At 55.4% G+C, this 18798-nt stretch carries 14 protein-coding genes and 7 pseudogenes; 12 read left to right on the forward strand and 9 right to left on the reverse strand.

What is annotated here, in order from left to right:
• Together AV929_RS10380 and AV929_RS10385 are read left to right on the forward strand one after the other, a co-directional pair.
• A partial coding sequence (locus tag AV929_RS10380; RefSeq protein WP_064288212.1) for a hypothetical protein occupies positions 1-814 on the forward strand: 814 nt, incomplete at its 5' end.
• A 1611-nt stretch (positions 815-2425) separates the two neighbouring features.
• Complete coding sequence (locus AV929_RS10385; protein ID WP_064288213.1) at positions 2426-3436, forward strand: hypothetical protein; 1011 nt, start codon at positions 2426-2428, stop codon at positions 3434-3436.
• Positions 3437-3627: 191 nt separating this feature from the next.
• Here AV929_RS10385 and AV929_RS10390 read toward each other — a convergent pair whose 3' ends face one another.
• Positions 3628-3873, reverse strand: coding sequence for a hypothetical protein (locus tag AV929_RS10390; RefSeq protein ID WP_064288214.1), 246 nt, complete (start codon positions 3871-3873; stop codon positions 3628-3630).
• An 85-nt stretch (positions 3874-3958) separates the two neighbouring features.
• Here AV929_RS10390 and AV929_RS10395 point away from each other — a divergent pair, with 85 nt between their 5' ends.
• The 10 genes and pseudogenes from AV929_RS10395 (at position 3959) to AV929_RS21425 (ending at position 13077) form a co-directional block, all read left to right on the forward strand.
• The gene (locus AV929_RS10395) at positions 3959-4219 is read left to right on the forward strand and encodes a hypothetical protein (RefSeq protein WP_064288215.1); all 261 of its coding nucleotides are present in this window, start codon (positions 3959-3961) and stop codon (positions 4217-4219) included.
• A 491-nt stretch (positions 4220-4710) separates the two neighbouring features.
• Positions 4711-5076: a VOC family protein gene (locus tag AV929_RS21415; RefSeq protein ID WP_023842880.1), complete on the forward strand. Its 366-nt coding sequence runs from the start codon at positions 4711-4713 to the stop codon at positions 5074-5076.
• A gap of 1 nt (position 5077) precedes the next feature.
• Positions 5078-5349 (forward strand): annotated as a pseudogene (locus AV929_RS22655) (transcriptional regulator); the annotation flags it as partial.
• Positions 5337-5471, forward strand: a pseudogene (locus AV929_RS22990) (hypothetical protein); the annotation flags it as partial. The pseudogenes AV929_RS22655 and AV929_RS22990, both read left to right, overlap by 13 nt.
• Before the next feature lie 105 nt (positions 5472-5576).
• Positions 5577-5774 carry a hypothetical protein gene (locus AV929_RS10410; RefSeq protein WP_225308227.1) on the forward strand — a complete coding sequence of 66 codons (198 nt, stop codon included), beginning with the start codon at positions 5577-5579 and terminating at the stop codon, positions 5772-5774.
• Between the two features lie 292 nt (positions 5775-6066).
• Entirely contained in the window at positions 6067-6375 is a 309-nt protein-coding gene (cutA, locus tag AV929_RS10415; RefSeq protein WP_050036688.1) for a divalent-cation tolerance protein CutA, read from the forward strand.
• 48 nt (positions 6376-6423) lie between these two features.
• Positions 6424-9012, forward strand: a complete 2589-nt coding sequence (locus tag AV929_RS10420) for a PD-(D/E)XK nuclease family protein (RefSeq protein WP_064288216.1) — start codon at positions 6424-6426, stop codon at positions 9010-9012.
• Positions 9009-11876, forward strand: coding sequence for a UvrD-helicase domain-containing protein (locus AV929_RS10425; RefSeq protein WP_064288217.1), 2868 nt, complete (start codon positions 9009-9011; stop codon positions 11874-11876). Before AV929_RS10420 ends, AV929_RS10425 begins: the two co-directional genes overlap by 4 nt.
• A gap of 27 nt (positions 11877-11903) precedes the next feature.
• Positions 11904-12317 (forward strand): annotated as a pseudogene (locus AV929_RS10430) (MFS transporter); the annotation flags it as partial.
• A gap of 127 nt (positions 12318-12444) precedes the next feature.
• Positions 12445-13077 (forward strand): annotated as a pseudogene (locus AV929_RS21425) (IS6 family transposase).
• A 217-nt stretch (positions 13078-13294) separates the two neighbouring features.
• On the opposite strand, the gene AV929_RS10440 reads toward AV929_RS21425, so the two are convergent.
• The 8 genes and pseudogenes from AV929_RS10440 to AV929_RS10470 form a co-directional block, all read right to left on the reverse strand.
• On the reverse strand, positions 13295-13813 hold the full coding sequence (locus tag AV929_RS10440; protein WP_014030580.1) for a hypothetical protein: 519 nt from the start codon (positions 13811-13813) through the stop codon (positions 13295-13297).
• Complete coding sequence (locus tag AV929_RS10445; protein ID WP_014030579.1) at positions 13813-14805, reverse strand: ParA family protein; 993 nt, start codon at positions 14803-14805, stop codon at positions 13813-13815. Before AV929_RS10445 ends, AV929_RS10440 begins: the two co-directional genes overlap by 1 nt.
• A gap of 679 nt (positions 14806-15484) precedes the next feature.
• A pseudogene (locus tag AV929_RS10450) lies at positions 15485-15802 on the reverse strand (hypothetical protein); the annotation flags it as partial.
• Positions 15803-15834: 32 nt separating this feature from the next.
• Positions 15835-16336: pseudogene (locus tag AV929_RS22950) on the reverse strand (twitching motility protein PilT).
• Positions 16333-16470: pseudogene (locus AV929_RS22865) on the reverse strand (UPF0175 family protein); the annotation flags it as partial. The pseudogenes AV929_RS22865 and AV929_RS22950, both read right to left, overlap by 4 nt.
• A gap of 283 nt (positions 16471-16753) precedes the next feature.
• A complete protein-coding gene (locus AV929_RS10460) occupies positions 16754-17260 on the reverse strand; it encodes a twitching motility protein PilT (RefSeq protein ID WP_014030575.1) in 507 nt (168 codons plus the stop codon).
• Positions 17257-17583, reverse strand: a complete 327-nt coding sequence (locus AV929_RS10465) for a UPF0175 family protein (RefSeq protein WP_014030574.1) — start codon at positions 17581-17583, stop codon at positions 17257-17259. The genes AV929_RS10460 and AV929_RS10465 overlap by 4 nt, the downstream gene beginning before the upstream one ends.
• A gap of 408 nt (positions 17584-17991) precedes the next feature.
• Positions 17992-18576, reverse strand: coding sequence for a helix-turn-helix domain-containing protein (locus AV929_RS10470; RefSeq protein ID WP_014030573.1), 585 nt, complete (start codon positions 18574-18576; stop codon positions 17992-17994).
• Positions 18577-18798 lie beyond the last annotated feature (222 nt).

Genomic DNA, 18798 nt, shown 5'->3' on the forward strand with positions numbered 1-18798 from the left:
CCACCTCGACATGGACATCGGACAGGCTGAGACGGATACCGACGCACTCCAGGCGCTCGTCAACGACCTCGGCGACGGCATGTCACCCCTCGTTTCGAGTGTTCTTGAGACACTGGTCGCGACTATCGATGACCTCCACGAACGCGTCACCGAACTAGAGGCCGACCTCGAACAGACCCACGAGGTTGCCACCACGGCTGTCGGTGACGCCGCCACGAACAACCAGCGCCTCGACGACCTCGAAGCACAGCAGGAAACCACCCGCGATGTCGCCAAGAGTGCCATCGCCAAAGCCCAGCAACTCGAAGCCAACACCGACCAGCAGGAAGACGCCGAGCAGCTCCCCGAAGGAATCGAACCCAGCACCTCGCCGCTGGATTTCTTCGCGAACTGCCGCCAATCGAAGGTCAAGACCATGTTCGTCGAGCGCTCGAACCGCCAGAACACCTACCGCGCCATCAGCATCGCCAAGCGCTGGCCGGAATTTGCCACGACACGAACCGACGGCAGCGGCGTCTTCATGACCAAAGCAGACCTTCAGACAGCCCTCACCGCCGAACTCGGGAAGGAACCCCACCGCCAGACGATCAAGCGCGTCTGGGAGACACTGGTCGACATCGGCGGCGACGACGTTGTCGAGAAAACCCGGCAGGTCGGACGGGACCAGACCCAAACCGAGATCCTCGCGATGGATATGGCAACAGCCGAAGGGTTGCTCGAAAAACGCTACATCGGTCTCAATCTGTTGGAGAACAGCGACCACAAAGCCGCGACAGGTGGCGTCACACCCGTTGTGGTGGAGTCCACCCCCTAACCCTGTGCACACGTCGGATAGGACACGAACCGACGCTGAACCGACGCTGCTGGACGCGGTGGTACGTGCCCTGCCGCCGTCGACGCCGCTGTTTGCTAGCTGCAGCAACCGGGAGCGACCCCCTGTTGTCAGGAGTGTAGTGAGTGGTCGTAACACGAACGGAGCGACCACGGCGATTCCAGTGGTCACAACAGGTGTGACAGGGCAACCTTGGTACTGGTCTGGATTGCGTGCCTGTTTGAGTATGGCTGATCGGGTTTCTCTGGAACGCCTCTCATCTTGCAGAGGCTCACAAAATACGGGCGAGTTCCCTTGCCGTCAGACTAGGATTGCCCTATCAGTTCAACTCAGGCACTCGCGCCGTCGCTGGATTCTCCCAACAGATCCCGGCGCGGGGTCGCACACCGCCAGGGGTAGTCTGGAAATTATCGCTACTCATGTAAACATTACACACTATTCAACAAAAGTGGAGGTGTCGATCAAGCCGGCGCAACGACGTATTGGATAGATCGGCCACCATTAGACTGGACGCTAACAAAACCGATTGCGTGCATCTGGTACGCCTATGACGGTGGGTTAGTGTGGTCCGGAGACTCGACGCGGCCACGGGCCACTTGGACGATCACCGACGACATGCGAGCAAGCGCTCGTCGAGCAGGGCTACGAGGTGACGGTGTGGGATCGGCGGCTGGCATTACCCTTCGATGCGACCGAGCGGTTTCTGGCGTGGCTTGGTAACCCGGCGCCCGGAAGTACATACAAGTGGGTACTGGAGCGTGACGAGTACGAACGGCGGCGTGAGGTGGTGTAGGAACGGATTCGGTACTCTTGTGGTATTTGTGTTGTTCAGGTCGCGAGTGGGTCACGGACTCCAGAAGTTCGGCCCTACGATATCGGCGACTGTAGCGACAGTGACAGCAGCTGGGTTTCTCGGATGTGTGCTGCTCCAATCGTATCACTGCTGGACCTGCAGGTTCCCGTTCCGTAGGTTTGTCTGAGCATCGCAGTATGCAATAGTGGCATAAATTATATCACTGGGTGGGCAGTATGTACGAATGTTCCAAGCATCTGCGGGGAGGTGACTTTCACTTCCCTGTGTATTAGATTTTTGAGCAGCGGCACTGTCACCAATAACGCTTTAGGGCAGGCTGTCTTTCAATACACTGGTGACGTTCTGTCACCAACCCCGCAAGATGCTTGGAACGCTCTTCGCGGGCTGCGGCGCAGTGAAGATGGCAATGTGGGCTGTGACGACAGTCCTGACGACATTGTCCATCGCGGTTCGCGTCTTGCAGCTTAAGCGCGAGTAGTCCGCAAGGACCTCGCTACGGCGAACGGGGCGGGGGTGACGCACCCTCGCCTTGGGAAGAGAGCAAGCGTTGGGACGATTCAGTTGCGGCCCATCTTGCGGAGGTTTTAATCGCCGTTTTCGGACACGAACTCGATAGGAGGACCATCCACGAGACCAGTATTTGGTTGCATTCGCCAGATAAATCAGCGAGGGGAATATCGCCGTTTACCGCGGGTGTGGGTGATAGATAGACAAGTCCGACTGTATGTTTTACCATCACACATGGTATTTCAAGTGCAACAGTAGGCGATAGTGATGACATGGAGCGTAGTCGGATTAACGACAAAATCAAGTCCGCCCTGTCGTGGTTCTCGTATCTAGCTTTCGTTACACTCTTGATCTCTGGTTTGCTGGCGAGTAGCTACATAGCATACGAGATCGAATCTGAACGCGCGGTTGAGGGAACAAACAAGCACGTGAAACTGGAGGAAACATCCGCGGTTACTAACAATAACACCCTCCAGTATCAAGATGTCCCTCCGTCGGTTCGGCGCGTAATCGGAACGAAGATAGAGCGAGATTTGTCCATAACAGATCGAGGTCCGCCCATAACACTGTTCGGCCACCCAGATGAGAGCCCCCCAGAGGAGTGGAGTGAACACGATTTTTACCTCTCAAGCTCTGCAGCGTACAAAATAACGCAGGTCGAAGCACCCTATCATCGCCTCTCGGTAGGCGCAATAGTATACGAGCAGAATTCCTCAGATATTCTGTCAATATTAGGACTATACTTGCTCCTGATGGGAGGAATACTGGGAATCAAACTTGGACAGCGATTGCAGTGGGACACGCTTATCACCCGATCGTTTCAACTGGTCATAATTAGTACCGGTATCGGGTTACTGTTCGCCGTCCCCATCCTGCTTAGTATTCTCTCTTATCACGAGGTGAATGGGGGAAGTGCGATGACGACGGGATTCCCAATCTACATCGGCTTCCTCATGTTTATACTCTACTCTGGTCGGGTCGGGAAGCGGACGGCATCGCTTCTCGGATTCTCCGCCGAGTACGCGGCATACAAGGACCAGTTCGCCAGCGGCGCTGACTCCAAAATGCCGACCGGCTCACGAGAGGGAGACACGGTCACGCTTGATGCAGATGAGACAGAGAGGCTACTGACAGGAAAGACGGTCTCGGAGTCTCTCGATGACGGCACATCATTCCAGATAGAACTCTCAGGTACCGCGTTGACATGTCTCTCCGACCGGAACATAAACTTAGATCGTGGCGATGACAGTGATTCTGATCATCAGTCGGATCGGAACGGGTAAACTCCCGAGAATCATCTGTTGTGAGAGTTATATGTACCACTTATAGTGGCGGTTGAAAAAGTGCGCCGGTGACATTGCCTGCCGATTGCCACCGGGTATTCGTCGACGGACCGCTGTTCGGGACTCATGTTCGGGAACCCCCTCACCCGGCGGAGGCTCACAAAATACGGGCGAGTTCCCTTGCTGTCAGACTATGATTGCTCTATCGGTTCGACCCACTCGGGAGCGCAATCATGGGTCCCGCCGTAGATCGAGCGGTCGGGATACTGGTCGTCGTCAGCCTCGACAGCGACGATCACGTTGCCGCCGGAACACGAAATTTCTGCAACGGTTCCGACGACTGCATCGAGTGGGCCGTTTCCGTCGGTCCAGTCAGTTCTGACGTGGTCACCGCGGTCGAAGTCATACTCCTCGAAGGAAGGCGCTGTGGTACTCATGCTCTCCTCTGGCTCCGAGGGAGACACAAAATGGCTCGGATGCCAGCCAGAGTGCTGATACTGCTTGCCGCGATAAGAAGAGGTGATGACTGAGTTGCAGGTCCGGAAACCCAATGGCTGGACAACCGTCACGTTTCCCGACGAAGTTGCGACGATCTCGGTTGTCGGTGGGAAGGTCGACGGCCAGCTGTGCCTGACCCTCACCGCCGAACGGGAGGACAGTCCCCGTCTCGTCGAAACCGGTATTCTCGACGTCGACGAAAATGACGAGAACGTGCTAGAGAATGCAGTGCCCCGGACCGAGGACGGGACGAGTGTCGTTTTGGATCGGCTACTGCCGAGTTAGCCGTCGTTGTGAATCCGGACACCTCGGTAATAGGTCCCCGGGCGTTATCGAAAATACCGTACCCGCAATCCAGACAGAATATGACCGACGATTGCCGCTGCTATTATCAGTACTGCATCTGATTTGGAACCGGTCGTCTGTGGTAATGCCATCACAGCCACCGAGAGCAGGTAGAGCAGGTATCCAGTCATCCACATTAATGTATTTCTTGAAACCATCTGGTTACATATGTAGAGTGGTGGGGAATTTGATTACGGTATCTTGTTACCTGAGGGGAATACCTTCACCCTTATCTATACTCTATTCCTGCGTCAGTCAGTCATTCATTCAGCGGATTATTCGGATTGTCAATGATACTACACAATCGGTCCACCTTCACCTCATTAAGATACAGGGTTATCGGTCTCCCCAGAGGATTTCCCGGTGATAGTCGTGGTAGTACTTTCCGTATCCAATAGGTGTTTTTACCCTCCGGAATATAACCAAAATGCATGCCAAGCGTGCAATTTATTACCTTTGCTTGTGATGAAGTGGAACAACTGGCAGAGTTCTGGTCAGTCGCTCTCGGAGGTACACGACGTGAGCTGCCAGAATCGCTTGAACCTGAAATCGTTGACCTGCCTGGAGATGGTCCGGATTTGCTGTTCAAAGAACAACCGAAAGGAACGGAGCGAGATCTCCCCATTCATCTTGATGTCTCAACCGAGAATCGAAGGGAGACAGTCGAACAACTCTGTAACATAGGTGGGTCTGTCCGCGAAACCAAGACCGAAGAATACGAAACGCACACCGCCACTTGGACAGTGATGTCAGATCCCGAGGGTAACGGATTCTGCGTCAGCGAGTACCAACAATAGCTACTACAGCGCTCTCAGCTACCACAGGCTGACCGAACAGGTCTCCCGGACGGGGTACGTCGTCACACGACCCGGACACAAAGCCGGGTGATTCACAGCGCCTTGTTTCGCATCACGACGGTCATAGAGCAGAAATTCTTCGGCTTTGAGCCGACATCTATCGAGGGGACGACCGTTCGGGTCAGCGATTTAGAGAACCACTGGTCGACTGTGCGGACCACTCCCAGGTTCTACGGTGTCCGTCGAGAACTCGCAACTGCGATGCGAACCAGTTGCGCGAAATTCCCGAAAATCGACGTGATGCGTTCCACCGAGATGCTCTCGAAGCCGATGTGATTCCGCTCGTGGCGGCGTTCGCTGTACAAAGTCACGGTGACGCACGGAAGGCGATCGACCCTCGTCGCCGGTTTTCGATCCTTCCGGCCGGACTGTGTTCGATTGTAGCTGACCCTGTCGGCGTAGAGGAAAGAGTTTGAGAGGGGTCCCGTCGTATGGAATGCATGGACAAAGACCAACTGCCGGAACTCGCGCTGTACTATATTGCGTTATTACTTCTGGTGTTTTTCATCCTTGAAGTGCTTCAAGCGGCTGTGGGTGAGATTTCATTCTGGATTGAAATGGTGATTATCCTCGGCATTGTCTTTGCGTATCGATATATCGCGGTCTGGCTCGGTATCGCCCCCAGCAGTGAAGAGTAGTGGGATCGACCAGCGAGCCATGCCAATCCTGACACGGTGAGAACCTTACCGTTCTTACGGAACACCGATGTTTCGGTGCTATCACATCTACGATTCTGTGGACGGTACACCGTCCTAATTCAGAAGCGTCTGTGGGGATGCCGCATTGGAAAGACCGAGCGTAGTGGTTCAACTGCTGCGAGCGTCAGAGGGTATTTGCTGTCCGCGTGGCGACGCTTCCTCTGTCGGTCTAACTCTGTCGCAAGTCGAGCAGCGGGAGTTCTGATATACGTGTATCCCAATGCAGTAACTGATGCCGACGATCTATATCACAGCTCCACAAGAGGCTGCAACGGAGATCGCGCAGACACTCGTTGAGGAACGACTTGCAGCGTGTGTGAACCGTGTGGCCTGTGACTCGATATATCGATGGGAGGGCGAAATCCATACCGATGCTGAGGAAATCCTTCTGGCGAAGACGACAGCCGACCGGTATCCCGATCTTCGCGACCGGGTTGTTGAGTTGCACCCCTACGAGGTCCCGTGTATCGAACGCTTTGACGAAACTGATATTTTTGCGCCCTTTTCGGACTGGCGAACCAGGAACGTGGACGCTGAATAACCGCTGAAATGGAGCCATCTTTTTGCCACTGGTTATACTCCTACCAGTGTGCCTATTCAGCGTGCAAGATCACTTGCGGATCTGTATACATCGGTCGCCGACTATGATCTCGTCTTGGTTCCTGAGGCCCCGCTTGCGAGCGCCCTCAACCGCCGGCTCGACCGGCCACAGTTCGGGACGTTTGCAACCACTCCACGCCGACTGGCCGCTGGGCGGCGCGAGCAGGCCGAAGACCGGACGGCGTTTCTGGAACTCGCCGACACTGTCGACGATTCCTGGAAAGCTCTGTCCTACGCTATCGGGAACGTCCTCCAGTGCTGGGAGAACCACGGACAGGCCGCGGGGATCCTGGAGTATCCAGCCTACGACGATCCCACCACGCGCACTGTGGTGGACAGGCTCGCCGCACGCCAGTCGACGTCACAACAGCTGACAGAGTTCACGGTTGACGCGGACCAGTCGGTTGCCGTCGTTGGGCTCCCGGAGTTCACTGAACTCGAACGATCGATCCTGCCAGCGGAGTATGACACGTATCCCCTGTTGACTGACGACACCTTCGACTATCCGGCGTTCAACATCTTCAGGTCCCCATCGGCGATTGTCGACGCGGTCGTGGACACCATCGACGAGGAGTCGGCTGACAATGTCGCAGTGGTGCTGGATAGTTCGAGCCAGTACTCTCCGCTGGTCGAATCTGCACTCGAAGCCGCAGATATTCCCTATTATGGGGGACCAGGGTTCATCGACAACCTCGATGTGCGAGCAGTACTGCGGCTCTTGCGCGTCGCCTATCGTGGTTCCGAGACGACTGTCAGCGATATCGCCCCGATACTGTCACGACTCGGGACCGATGTCGATATCGAGCACAGTGAAAAACGTCTGGCCGCGACCGATCTGCCAGCAACCGCGTGGATTACCGAGGTGTGTGAGACAATTGAGGGCCGTACCTTTGGCTCGCTCCTCACGGCCTACGAATCGAAAGCCGGCCGAACACTGGACCGTCTCCGGGACGAACTCGAGTCGCTCGGGCTCCACGACACTGTGGTCACCGAATCGCGGGTTAGTGATCTGGCCTTCTATCTGGATTTCTACGAGGTCCCAGTGGACAGAGAAAACGAGGGCGTGTTACTCGCAGATGCCAAATCTGCCGGCTACGTCGACCGACAGGCCGTGTTCTTTCTCGGGCTTGACGAGGGCTGGACCAATAGCGCTCCACAGCGACCCTGGGTAGATACCGAAGCGCAGTTCGATCGGTATATCCGCCGCTTTCAGCGACTAATCCAGAGCGGCAGCGACCAGTACTATCTGGTCGAGGATACCGCTGGGGGCCAACCGGTGACGCCGTGTCTCTACTTCGAGGAACTCCTCGAGGAGCCCTTTGAGCGATTCAGCGACCTCGAATCTGTCAGGTATGAACGAACGGTCGATGGTAACCGTGATGGCTTTGCGAAAACGGCCGTCGAACCCCCGGTCGAGTCGGCACCCATCGAAACGATCAGCCAGACCAGTCTCAACAATTTCGTCAACAGCCCACGGGAGTATCTTTTCAGCCGGCTGGTCGATTCCCCCGACAAGGACTATTTCCGCGAGGGGAATCTGTTCCATGACTTCGCGGAGTTCTACGTCAACTATCCCGAGATCATCGACACAGACACGCTCTCGGAGGTGGTCGATGTCATGCTCGAGGAAGCCAAACCCTTCTACCCTGAGACGGACCGAATGTTACGCCGACGCCAGTATCGGATCGGGCTGGAAACCATCGTCGAATATCTGGATGCCAATCCACCGACGGCACCTGCCGATCTGCCCCCGGCCGGGGAGCCCGATGAGAACTTCTTCGCATCGTATTTCGACCGCCCCGTGGACTCGCCGCTTACCGAACGCCAGTTCACCAACCCGGACCTCGGTATCAACGGGAAAATCGACCTCGTGGAGGGACCCACAGCCCTGCTCGACTACAAGAGCGGGTCGAAGAAATCAGCCTACGATGTCTGTAAACAGGCTGCGATGGACCCGCCCAATGATACAATCAACTATCAGGCAATCGCCTACCTGGCACAGTTCCGTACACACCAGCCAAACGCGGAGCTATCCTTCTCGTTCTTCCACTTCCTCGAAACGCTCGACGATGCGATCACCGGCGACGCGGCTGTGGATGATACGCTGACAATAGTCTCCTACTACCCGCAGTCATTCGACGAGTTCGTCGGGACGCGCCCGGCGTACGAGGTCCTCTTGGATGGCTACAAGGACTGCGTGGCGACCTTCGAGGAGCTTGGCTTCGGGGGCTACAGCGATATCATGACAGACCTCACGTTCCCGGACACGACGGAGCGGTCGGCATTACGGGAGTCTGACTTCGCCGACCGATTTGCCAAGGCCGTGCGTCAAGAAACCAGCGACGACGTCGATGCCGAGAAAGGGGCTGACCAGGCGATTCGAGCGCTCAACGGCGTCAGGAAGCGCAACTTCTTCAAAGATGATCTCGACCAGTTCGAGGAATTCGTCGCCGACCGACTGACCGAGATCAATCGCTACCGGGCGGGCGAGGAGCGATTCCCGATTGAGGGGCTGGGTGGCGAACCCAACTATCGCCGGATCGATCATCGCGATATGTTCCTGGAGGGCAGCCGATGAGTGGCGACCTCACACCGAACGAGGCCCAGCAACAGCTGATCGATGAGACCGAGGGGATCTACCATGTCGACGCCGGTGCTGGCACCGGCAAGACCTTCGCCATCACACGCCGGTATGCGAACATCGTCGACCAGCCCGACGTCGAGCCAGAAGACATCCTGCTGGTTACCTTCACCCGCAGTGCGGCCACCGAGATGCGTGAGCGCATCGTCGAGCACTGTTCGTACGGAATGCGTGAGCTGGCCGACGCACCGATCCAGACGTTCCACTCGTACTGTCACGACCTGCTCGACGAGCACGGCTATCGCGCCCCGACGCATCTGGGCATCGACGACCGAATCACTGGCGGTACCCAGATCCTTGAGGATAGCCAACTCGAGGACGAGCTATTCCGTGAGTTCTTCGGGCAGTTCCGGGATCGCCATACCGAGTACAACGACATCTTTCGGGCACTCTCAGAGCCTACCGAGCCGCTCTCGCTCATTAACGAACTCGCTGCGAAGGGTATCTTCCCGACTGCAGATGGCTGGTATCGAGATGGGAAACAACATCTGCTGGGTGACTACGAGCTGTTCAAGCAGTATTTCGATGCCCAAAATCAGGCCCGCAACGATGGGCGCAAGCAGTCCCCGCTCCGGGACGATCTCTCGCGGTTCGGGACGAACAAAACCTACCGCTCGGTGGCTCCTTCCAAATCGGAGCTTCGGGGTGGCCGGGGGACCAAGGAACTTGACGAGAGCGTCGCTCGCGAGGTCTTTGAAGAGGATCGGAATGAGCTACTGGCATTCGTTCACGACTGTTACTTCGAGTATCTGGAGTTCGCCCTGGAACGGAACTACCTGAACTTCGGGTTCCTCCAGCTGTTTGCTTTCGTGGCACTGTGCGAGGAGCCAGCGCTGCGTGACCGCGTCGGGTTCGAGTACGTGATGATCGATGAGTTCCAGGACTCCAGTGAGATTCAGTTCAAGCTGGCGCTCCTGCTTGCCGACACGGACAATCTCTGTGTCGTGGGCGACTGGAAACAGAGCATCTACTCGTTCCAGTACGCCGCCGTCGAGAACATCGCGGAGTTCGACACCCGGCTGGAACGATTCCGGAGCGAGTTGAACGCTGATTCCGAGCAGGTCGAATTCGGGACGGATGGGATAACATACATCGAACTAACGGAGAACTACCGATCGACACAGACACTGCTTGACTTCTCGACAAATGCATTGACCACGCCAGCGACCAGCTCGGAAACAATCGATGAGCCCGTCGACATCGACTCGCTGTCCTCGAATGCCACCTTCGACGAGACCAGCATCGAGGCCGTTCAGCATGAGGATGAACACGAGGCGGTACTGGCCAGGATCCAGTCAATTGTCGATAGCGACGACTACCGGATTGAAGACGAGAACGGCGACCCCACAACCCCGAGCCACGGCGATATTGCGGTCCTGACCAGAACACGCGATTACGGACGAGAACTACTGACTGCAGCCGAGGAGCACGGGCTCCCGATGGCCTACGACGGGGAAGTCGAACTGTACCGCAGTGACCCCGCGAAGCTACTGCTGGCGTGGCTGCGGATCGTCGAATCCGATGGCGACCGTGGCTGGGCCGTTGTTCTAGAGCGGGCGGGCTACACGCTTGACGAGATCGATGCGCAACTGGAGCGAGAAGACTACCCGCCAGCGATGACCGAATTCCGGGACACTCTGCGGGAGCTTGAGGCAGTAAGTTCGCTGGCCCGGCGCGTCTTCGATCGTTACGGGCTGACTGGCGATTATGCACGGGAACTGCTGGCGCATATCCAGTCCGTCCACGACGCCACAACACTCACTCGCGGGGACCTGATCCAGTTTATCGAACGCGCGATTGACAAGGGGAGTACCCACGCGATCAACACCACTACTGATACGGATTCGGTGACGGTCCAGACGATCCACGGCGCCAAGGGCCTGGAGTATCCGATCGTCATCCTGGCCAATATGAACGACGGGCGGTTCCCGCCGCGTGGTCGGACCAGTGGTGTGCTGCAGTACGACGAGGCGACGGGGCTCCGACAGCGCAAAACCTTCGCTGACGAAGGCCGGTATCCACACGTCTACGATAACTGGCGCTACGATGTCTTGCGGCAGTGCCTCCCCGATAACTACGACGAAGAACGCCGGCTCCTGTATGTGGCCATCACCCGAGCCGAGAGCCACGTCGTTTTTGCCAGTGGGGCCGATCCAAATACGTTCCTCTCTGAGCTGCCAGTCGAACTTACCGAGGGGGCGACAGAAATTGAAGCGAGCCAGCCCGACGAGTCAGTCCAGGCACAGCTGCCGTTCAGCATTGCAACACCCGATGGGCCGGTTGGCTACAGTCCACATTCACTGATGGATGACTCCGTGTTTACTGAATCGGAGGCCAATGCCGGTGAGGCCGACGCGGATAAAGAAAGTGGGGTGGACTTTGGTTCGCAGGTGCACGACTTCGCCGAGGCCTATGTGCTGGGTGAGGCGGTCTCACCATCGAACCCGCATGAGGAGCGCATCAAATCGCTGCTAGATGGGCTGGATGGAGAGTTGTACGCCGAAGAGGATGCCATCCTGCCACTCGAGATCGATGACCAGCGTGTCTCGATTACGGGTATCGTGGACCTGGTCCACATCACGCCCGATCGAGTCGAGATAATCGACTACAAGACTGACCGAAGCCGACGGGCACAGGACGAGTATCGCAAGCAACTGAGCGTGTATTATCACGTACTCGCCAGTGAGTATCCGGAGCGAGCGGTAACCACAAGCCTATTTTATTCTGCTATTGGGGAGCTGGTGTCAGTTGAACCGCTATCGAAGGGGACTCTTCGTAAGCTTGTGCTGGACCATCAGTAGATAAGAATAGGGTTCACACAGAGTTTGGGGAAGTCCTACGGCACGGTACTCGTCTCCCAGGGGCTTGGTGCAGTATGCTGGATCGTGGCGGTGTTTGCGCCAACGACTGCACTGACTATCACGCTGTTCGGTCTCGCGTGGATTCCTGTTGGCGTATCGGGCGTGCTCACCGCAACGCTGAACCAGCGCGTGTTCCCGACTGACCTACTTGGACGCGTCTCTGCGACGAAGGGAACCGCCTCGGGAGCGACGCTCCCGCTTGGCTCACTCGTTGGTGGAGGAGTTGCTGAAGCGTTGGGGACCACGACGACGATGGCGCTGGCCGCGAGCGGCTTCGGCTTTACTGCCGTCTACGTCCTCCTACGGCCACGGATCCGTCGGCTCCCCGCCGTCGAAACGGCAACTCCCGACGACTTTGATCTGGAGACCGAGACGCACTAATCGGCCGATTAGTGGGGCCTCCCACGCCCGTTCCGGCCAGAGGAACGCCCATCCCAGGTACAATCGTGAAAGCAGTCGCCATACCCCGTGTGGACACCATATTCCGCTCCATGAGGAGCGTTCGGCGATGGAATCGGGTATACAATCCCACGTTGCGGGACTTTCGTTGTCGAATACCATCGAAGTACTCGAAGATCCGGGTGTCCAACGCGGTCGCAAAGCCGTCCACAATTGGGTTCAGAAAGCCGATCTACAGCCAGAATCTGGGAAATCTCTGAATTAGATTGCGCTCGACGAAACAGTGATTCGCATCACCGATCAGCAATTCTATAGTAACAATTGAAACGATTTACATACTGATCGCACTGCCGTCGTGCGATCAGGTGCGCATTGACTTTCAATGGCTACTATAGCTGTACGCCGCTGCCGATCCGCAGTCGAACGTACTGCTTCACGTTCGGCTGTTTGCGACGACTACGACCACCCTCACAGAAATTTTCCTGCGCGAACTTCGTCAAAAGCACGATGTCGAAACTACTGTCTTTCTCGTCGATGGCGCTCAACACCTCCAAACTGCACTGCAACGAGCTGGCCTCCGATTTCAGATACGTCCCCACGGAAATTGGAACGCTGTCGAACGGATTTTCGAGAGTTGAAGCGTCGAACCTCGTCGTTTTCGAACTGCTTCAGTCACGCCGACCCGGAAACCGCCGAAAGCTGGTTGCAAACTTCCGCTCGATGGCTCAATGCCACTAACTAAACACTACCCAATTGAGAGACAGCAACTTTACTTATCCTGTGAATTGGATGGGGGGACTCTGATTCTGTGACTGAGCCGCTCTGATGTTGACATGTCGGACGACAGCAAACAGTAGCTTCGTCTATCACAATCCCTGAGATTACACCCAGAATATTGCGTGACCAGCTTTCGAGAGTGAGACACACCCTGTTTCGAGTGTAATTTGGGGCTGTTACGATTAATCGAGTTCTCCGTATCCATCTCCTCTCATGAGTTCTGCAACGTCCTCTACGTTGTCGAACGCCGCGAGAAGCGCATACTCACGGGCGTCCGTCTTCGCGATGTCGTCTGCCCCGAGTTCCGAAGCGAGCTGGCTCCGAAACTCCGCTTCTTGTGAGACGACTTCATCGCGAGCGAAGAGCTCGAGGCGATTGTCTCGTTCATCCCCGACGTTGCTCCGACGCACGAAGTACGGATACTTGTGGCCACTCGTTTGGTGTGATCCAGTATCGCTGGCTGTCGAGTTGCTCGTCGTACTCTCTTCGCTGGTACTATCCGCTTTCTTCGCTTCTGGGGAGTCCCGGCTGTCAGCTGCTTTCTCAGAGACGACCTCTTTGGATTCCAGATCATCCGCCTCCTCGTCTGCGGTGTCATCGATCTCCTCACCGGCTTCCTCTGTCTCGTCGTCTCCTTCTTCCTCATCGTTATCTCCGAAATTGAGGTTACCCGATCCCGATTTGAATGAATCGCCCCCCATTAGTCAGCCACCTCCGGTTCAGCGGGAAGGTCGAACTCTACGGTCTCGGTTCCATAATCGTCAATATCTAAGACGAGTTCATGATCAATGTCGACGTCGAACGTCTCAGTCGCAATGAAACCCGCCAGTTGCCAAAGTTTATCAAGCGTCTGGAGTTCACGGTCGGGAACTCTACGCTCCCCTTTCTTCGAGACCATCTCGCCGTCTTCCTCGTAGGTCTTCCACCGCTCCTCTACTACTTTGAATGCAGAGCCACGGGCTTCCCACATGGCGTCCATCAAACTTTCTCGTGACCCAATGGAGACTGGCGTTGCGAAGGCGTCTGTATTTTCGAACTGATCGCGATACTGCTTGTGGGCGTTCGTCTGGCCGACTCCGGATGGAACCACGCACGAAAGCCCGATTTCGATGTCCAACGCAGTCTCCATGTTTCCGACCATCTCCTCAAGGCCATCAAGGCTGAGACTCCCCTTTCCAGCTGGCTTGACGGGCGCCACCAGTGTTCGAAGCGCGTAGATAGCATTGTAGAGGAGGTCTTCAGCGCGTGCGTTGGGGTCGATGAGGACCGCGTCGTACTTTTCGTTTAATTGCTCCTGCTCCCAGAGAAGATTGTATAGTAACTCAAAGCGGGGGTATTCATCGCGAGAAATCCCCTTCATTCCAGTTTCGTAGGAAATCTTCTGCTCAAGATTTGAGGTGAAATCCCCAAGCATGTCGTGGCTCGGAATGACGTCGACGCCCTCCTCAGCGGTCTCGATGAGGTCATCAAAGTCTCCATCAGGCATTTCGAGAATGTGTTTTACGAGATTGTCTGCGTCCGGGTTGCCACGGTTTTCTCCGACGTCGAAGAGTGAGGTAAGATTCCCAGTCTGCGGGTCCAAGTCAATCACGAGAACATCAAGTCCCATCCGCTTGAATGCGACCGCGAGATTCGCTGTCATAGTCGTTTTGTACGTCCCCCCGGATTCAGCGTAGACGACGGTCGTTATCATACACTTCCTCATTTGGATCCCTGTTACATATATCTGTGTCAGACATGTGGGCCAATTGTCTGTACCACTAATCTACACCATTTATCTGTACCTCCCTTCTGTAATGGTTGTCTGTACTATGATAGAGACTGAGTTGGATCGGATCTGGAATCGCCGTCTGTAATTGTAGCACGTAGCACCTACCTGTGACACATATCTGTACTAATCATATGCAACAGGGATCCGATACAGACATCAATCTGTAGTTGTTTTAGATCGCAACGTCCATGACTTTCAGAACAGATATCTGTTACAGACTGGTGCTACAGTCATCTGTCTGGAAATAATAGGCTGTGCACCGACAAGATAGCGCGGAGTGATTCACACTTCAGAACCTGTTCCAGATTTCCATTACAGAAGACTGTAACAGACGACACACCTTTGAAAATCCAGAGGTTATGACCTGCGCTGTCTCATAAACACCCAAACGCTATATAGTCTTACAGACTTGGAAGTTGAGACTACAGGGGGTTTAGCGGGACTGTAATGCGTGATTTCGGAAGTTTTAGTGAAGAGGAACAGACTCAGATCGCTCTCCAAACGTCCAAGCTTGTCGAACTTCCAATCATATCCGCGGATGTCGGAGACTTCCGACAGCGTTGCCACTCAGACGGCCCTCTATCACGGGTGGAGAACCTCACTATCCGATTCCTGTCTCCTTTTTCAGCAGCGTCAGCGTATTATCTGCCGTCACCATCGGAGAGTGCTCGTACTCACCGGTCAATTCGACCTGCACGAGTAGATCTACTGCACGCCAAATCGAGTACAGCAGACACGCGAATGCGAAGTAGAAGAACCGCAACCCCAAATTGGTTTGCATCCGCTTCGGCACGACGTACGAGAGCCCGCACTGGCTGATCATCTCCAGAACGTGCTGGCTATCGAACTCCCGGTCCATCAGCACGTTATCGACGTGAACGAGGTTCTCGGCTGAGTTGAGCAGGTCTTCGACGATTTCTAATCAGGCGTTTTGAACTCCGAACAAGCCCATCATCGATACTCCGAGGTCGTTCGATACGGGACGTAGTAGCCGATCTCATCGATCCACTTCGACAGCCACTCGTCAGCAGTGGCTTCATCGATCCTCCCAGCATCGATTGCAGCCAACAGAGCCAACCGACCCCACAACGGTCACGCCCTGGGCTTTCGCAAACGACCGGGCATCTCCGTCGTCTGTCAGCAGTCAACCGTCGTGTGCGTCGGCGAGAGCGAACGCCTGTGCTCCCCAGGATCGAGATGCCCCCAACAACGGCTTCTCTGTTTGCGACAGTATCCGAAATCGCCGCAACTGGGATTTCGTCATCAAGCGTATCGAGTGCTTCCTGAAGATATGGGTGTTAGCAACGCCGTGTTCAAGCTCCTCACGAACGACTGGTACCGTACAGATTCCAGAAAGGTCAGCAACTATCCACAGCTGATCGATGTACGCAAAATTCGAGAGGACAGTCGTGTTCAAGACGCTCGGGTTCGCTGGGAGATCGTTACCTGTCATTTAGCACGGGGCTCCTCATCAGACGAGTCCTCATCATCAAATTCGAGTTCGCGTGCTGCCTCTACCTCGTAGGCTGCGTCGTCTTCGTTAACGAGCCCGAGGCGAAGTTCAACACCGTGCTCACGGAGGATGTTGCATCGGTTGTTTTTGCGACGCCGTCCTTTTGATTCGAAATGGCAATCCGTGTCGGCGGTAGATCATCTGGAATATTGGTACTATCTGGATTATCTAGATTATCTGTGTCATGTGGCATATCTTTACTCACCAGATTATCCAGATAATCTGGATGTTCTAACTTAATTCTTCGTCAGACACATCGCAGACATCGAGTCGATATGAGTATCGAAATATGAGAGATGTCGATAGCGACTACCCCTCAGCTGCCCCCAAGATCAGGGCTTCACGCCGATACTGGCGCTAGTCGTCAAGGAACGCATCGAAATCCCGAGCAGGTGAGTGGAACCCAGCCTCATCAATCCAGCGTTTAAGATGCGTGTCTGCAGTCGTTGCTGTAATTCGATCATCCTCAACAGAACGGGCAAGCAGCCCAATCGAACCAGTTAGTTCGATGCCCCGTTGATTCGCAGTCGCACATGCATCACCATCATCAGTGACGATCGTTCCATCAGTGTCGTCTGCAACTGCCAGTGCTTGAGCCTCACCCGGATCAAGCATTTCCAAGAGGGACTGCTCGATTTGGTGCGCCTCCGCTGATGCCTCAATGACGGGAATTTCTTCTTCAAGCGCAGTTACTGCACGTTCGAGATAGCGATGGGTTTCAACACCTTCAGTGAGTTCCATCTGGACAGCAGGAACCGTGACGAGTCGTAGCAGGTCCGCTATGAGTTCGATATGATCCACCTGCGCGAAGTTCGAGAGAACAGTTGTATTGAGAACCGTCGCATTAGCAGGCACACCTGTCATTCGAGATTCCGAGCCACGTCTATTTCATCGCGTGCGGCATCCATATCCTCCGGTCCAAATCGAAGTTCAACACCCTCCTCACGCAGGATGTCTCGCATCTCGAAGCGGTTAAACCCAGCAAGCCGAGCAGCAGTCCCAAGCGTAATTCGTTCCTCTTCATACAATGAGACAGCAGCCGCAACCCGTGCATTCTCGTGTTCTTCGAAGTATTCACGGAGTACATGGCGGATCGCGTCGCTCTTATTTTCGAAGATGCCCGCTTTGACCGCCCCCTCCATGAGGTCCGTTAGATCATCCGGAATGGTGGCAGTGGTTCGAGACATGGCTTACTAGATCCTAACTCTGCATACATTATATGAATTGCGACGAAGTTCCGCTGAGTTGTTAGGGTGCCTGTCGGCAGGTGAAATAGTGTCGTCGCAGTCGAGCCCCACATAGGTACTCCCAGCGAAGACGTAGTTGACAACGCTTGCAGCGCCGTTGATTCCTGATACCCACCGGTTGTCGGTTGGTTCCGGCGCAACACTTCGCGTAATGCCACGCAACGTGATCACTGTAGGCAGTTCCTTGATCTAGCATCCCCGATACCACCGTCCAAACGGAAACACCCGACGCAGTCCCCGAGCAACATTACTATCCTGCTGACGACCACAGGCGATGAAAAATCCGGTATCTGCGACCCACGCTACCGACCCCTGAAGTGGGTCGAATGGCGTACTGATAGTGGCTCGTTAGTCCTCCGCTGATGGTAGTTGGTCACGAGCGTTCCGAATATCCTCGAAGTATGGATCAACGGCTTCCATGTGTTGAACCACATCCTGAAGCGCATGCAAGACCGCAATAGCGAGGGCCTGCTGTAGATCAAGCTCTCGAGCTGCGACTCGTTCAGACATCTCGTCGTTGGTATAGGGAATGGCATACGTAAGCGCAGCCGCGAGTTTGCCGAGCCCATATCTCTCCAAGAGGAGGTTGAGGTCTTGGTCGTGTGGTGAGCGACCGACAGCCTCGATGAGAGTGGGAGTGACGGTATACTCGTCACCGTCCAAATCTGCAGTGAGCGTAATCGGGACAGTAGAGTACGTGTGCGTCTTCTGCGCTTCATCTCGGGTCACGACACCGAGGTCGACGAGCGTCCCCATATCCGAGTACGCTGTCGTGCGGGGGATCTCTAACACAGCGACGATATCGTCGATAATCACTTCACCCTCACGAAGGACGAACGTGTAGAGCCGGGCCAAGCGTGGCTCTTCCAGCAGTTGTGCAATCGACAGCAGACCATTGATAGCCCGTTCTGGGTCCCCGGCGGCTTTCGACATACAATTCATAATTCATGTATTGAGTAATAACGGGTAGGACGATGCCAACCAGTGAGCCAGTCACTGATAGTTGGATAATTACCAGCGTGCCACAGACGACTCACAGAGTGCGAAAGCTATCTGTTCACTGAGTGGGTCAGTTGCTTAGAAATACGGAAGGCCCACCGGGGAGAGATACCTCTCCTGAGTGGGCTATGTAAGTATGAATGGTGGCGGCGAACC

The sequence above is a fragment of the Haloarcula sp. K1 genome (genome assembly GCF_001647155.1).
Lineage (GTDB): Archaea > Halobacteriota > Halobacteria > Halobacteriales > Haloarculaceae > Haloarcula > Haloarcula hispanica.